We start from the raw sequence: 2,521 nt of genomic DNA on the forward strand, positions 1-2,521 counted from the left end.
GTTGGCGATGTCCAGCAGCCAGACCCGGTCGATCCGCAGGATCACGCCGCGTCCGCCGTGGCCTCGCGGGCGCTCCGCGGATACGGCCCGAACTCCGCCTCGAACGCGGGCCCCCAGGCCTGCGCGAAGTGCGCCGCCGCGGTCAGGAACCGCTCCCGCCGCTCGTCCGCCTCCTCCGCCAGCACCTTGCGCGCGTAGTCCGGCAGGCTCATCCCGGCCGCCTCGGCGCGCTGCTCCAGGGCCTCGTGCACGGCGTCGTCCAGTCGGACGTTCAGCTGCTTCATAGCGGCGAGCGTAGCGATGCGTAGTGTCCGCTACAAGGCGGGCTCCGAAGCGCCAGTCACGCTCATGCCCGCCCGCTCCTGCTAGCCGTCGTCCCGGCGGTCCTCGACCCGGACGTCCAGGGCGGGCCAGTGCGCCGCCCACCGGGCCAGCCGGTGCACGTCCACCGGGCTCTGCGGGACCAACGATGCGTCCGGCAGGAAGGTCACGCAGGTGCCGGTGGTGCCGTCGTGCTCGATCGGGTCGAGGCCGGTCACCGGGATGCCGTGCTCGTAGCGCTGGGTCCAGGCGCCGTTGTGGCGGCGATTGGTGTGGAGCAGCCGGGTGCTGAGCGCCGCGACGACGGACATGCCCCGGCGCAGCCGCCCGTTCGGGAGCCTCTCCGCCTCCGGGGAGCCGTCCGTGGAGCCCTCCGAGGAGTTCTCCGGAGAATCGAAGAAGCGCAGGTCCTTGGTCGCCATGACCGGCTTCTTGACCACCTCACCGCGCTCGTCGACCCGGGTGTCGGTGCCCCGCCCGTCGTCCCGTACGGAGACCGAGCCGTCGGCGTGCAGGGTGACGACGCATCGCCCCGCGCCCCGGCTGGCCGCCTCGTCGGCCGCGTACGCGAGCACTTCCAGGACGAGGTGTTCCGCCCCGCCCGGCGTGAAGCCCCCGGCGTCGCGGCGGATGCCGGCGAGGTGCTCCGCGTCCACGGCGGCGGCCCAGTCGTGGGTGGTGTTGGTCCAGGTGGCCCTTGATCCGTTCATCCGAGGAGTATCCCCCTGGCGGCGGCCGTCACCCCTCCCCGACCCCCGCCACCAACTGGTCGCCCAACGCCCTGAGTCGGTTCAAGACCGCCTACATGGCCTGTTCCTGCCTGGGCGGCAGCGCCGGTTCGTGGCTCGGGGTGCGGCTCTGGGGCCGGGCGGGCTGGTGGGGCGCGTGCGCGCTGCTGGCGGCGCTCGCCGCACTGGCCCTCGGCCGCCACCTGCCGGCCGTACGCGGAAACGTCGAACCCGCCCCGCCCGGGCGGGGTGTCCGGACGGGGGGCGTCCGGGCACGTATCCGGAAGGTGACCAGGCCGGATCCGTCCGAGCGCCCGGATCGCGGCAAGTCGAGGAACGGCAGGGCCCCGTGCTTGTCGGAGCGTCCGCCAAACCTCCACCGGGAACCCGACCTTGATCCTCCACCGCCCGGCTGCGATCATCCACCTGACGCGGAATCAGGTCCGCGTCGCAAACGGGGAACGACGGGGAAACAAGGAGAAACATCCGTGATCGTCGTGACGGGCGCCACCGGTACGGTCGGCTCCAAGGTGGTCGTGGGGCTGCGTGAGCGCGGCCAGGCGGTTCGAGCACTGGTGCGCGCCGGGTCCGAGGGCCCGGCCGAGTGGGACGAGGCGGTCGAGCGGGTGGCCGCCGACTTCGCCGACCCGGACTCGCTGGACGCGGCCCTCGCCGGGGCCGACACCGTCTACCTGCTGGTGGCGGTGCACCCGGAGATGGCCGCCCACGAGCGGAACGTGGTCGACGCCGCCGTCCGTACGGGCCGCCGCCCACGGATCGTGCTGCACGCCGCGGCCGGCGTCGAGTACCGGCCGGAGGGCGTGCGCTTCGTCGGCGCGCACGTCGCGGGCCTGGACCACCTGAAGGCCTCCGGCCTGCCGTGGACGGTGCTCGGGCCGAACGGCTTCTACCAGAACTTCCTCGGCATGGCCGAGCCGGTCAAGGCCGGGACCCTGGCCGTGCCGGGCGGCGAGGCCGCGGTGTCGTACGTGGACGCCCGGGACGTCGCGGCGGCGGCCGTCGAGGTCCTGGCCACCGACGGGCACGAGGGCGCGATCTACACCCTCACCGGCCCGGCCGGGCTCACCCACGGGGAGCTGGCCGAGCAGCTGGCCGCCGTCGCGGGCCGCCCGGTGTCGTACTCCGCGCTCGCGCCGGAGCAGGCGCTGGCCGGGATGCTCGGCGCGGGCTGGCCGGCGTGGCGGGCCGAGGGCATGGTCGAGCTGTACGGGCTGTACGCCGCCGGGCAGGCCTCGGCGGTCAGCTCGGACGTGGAGAAACTGACCGGCCGCCGGCCGCGCTCCTTCGCCGAGTTCGCCGCGGAGCACGCGGACGTCTTCCGCGCCTGAAGCACCGCCACCGCCTGAACCACCGCCCGACAGCCGTACGGGCGCGCCGTCACTCCCCACTTTCGTGGCGTCCCCGGCCCCGGCTGCGGTCTCACAGCTCCGAATTAAGCGCCGCCATCCTCA

General features: G+C 74.1%; 3 protein-coding genes. 1 reads left to right on the forward strand and 2 read right to left on the reverse strand.

Annotated features, from left to right (window positions below; genetic code table 11):
• Window positions 1-41 precede the first annotated feature (41 nt).
• Entirely contained in the window at window positions 42-284 is a 243-nt protein-coding gene (locus tag ACFQ87_RS45585) for a plasmid mobilization protein (RefSeq protein WP_380616943.1), read from the reverse strand.
• An 81-nt stretch (window positions 285-365) separates the two neighbouring features.
• Window positions 366-1,031 carry an ATP-binding protein gene (locus ACFQ87_RS45590; protein WP_380616944.1) on the reverse strand — a complete coding sequence of 222 codons (666 nt, stop codon included), beginning with the start codon at window positions 1,029-1,031 and terminating at the stop codon, window positions 366-368.
• Window positions 1,032-1,537: 506 nt separating this feature from the next.
• Here ACFQ87_RS45590 and ACFQ87_RS45595 point away from each other — a divergent pair.
• Window positions 1,538-2,398, forward strand: a complete 861-nt coding sequence (locus tag ACFQ87_RS45595; RefSeq protein ID WP_380616945.1) for an NAD(P)H-binding protein — start codon at window positions 1,538-1,540, stop codon at window positions 2,396-2,398.
• Window positions 2,399-2,521: the final 123 nt, after the last annotated feature.

The organism is Kitasatospora sp. NPDC056531 (assembly GCF_042794375.1).
In the GTDB taxonomy this organism is placed as follows: domain Bacteria; phylum Actinomycetota; class Actinomycetes; order Streptomycetales; family Streptomycetaceae; genus Kitasatospora.

Bases quoted from the DNA above. Each gene is read 5' to 3' on its own strand.
- ACFQ87_RS45585 (WP_380616943.1), bottom strand. From the start codon at position 284: ATGAAGCAGCTGAACGTCCGACTGGACGACGCCGTGCACGAGGCCCTG.
- ACFQ87_RS45590 (WP_380616944.1), bottom strand. From the start codon at position 1,031: ATGAACGGATCAAGGGCCACCTGGACCAACACCACCCACGACTGGGCC.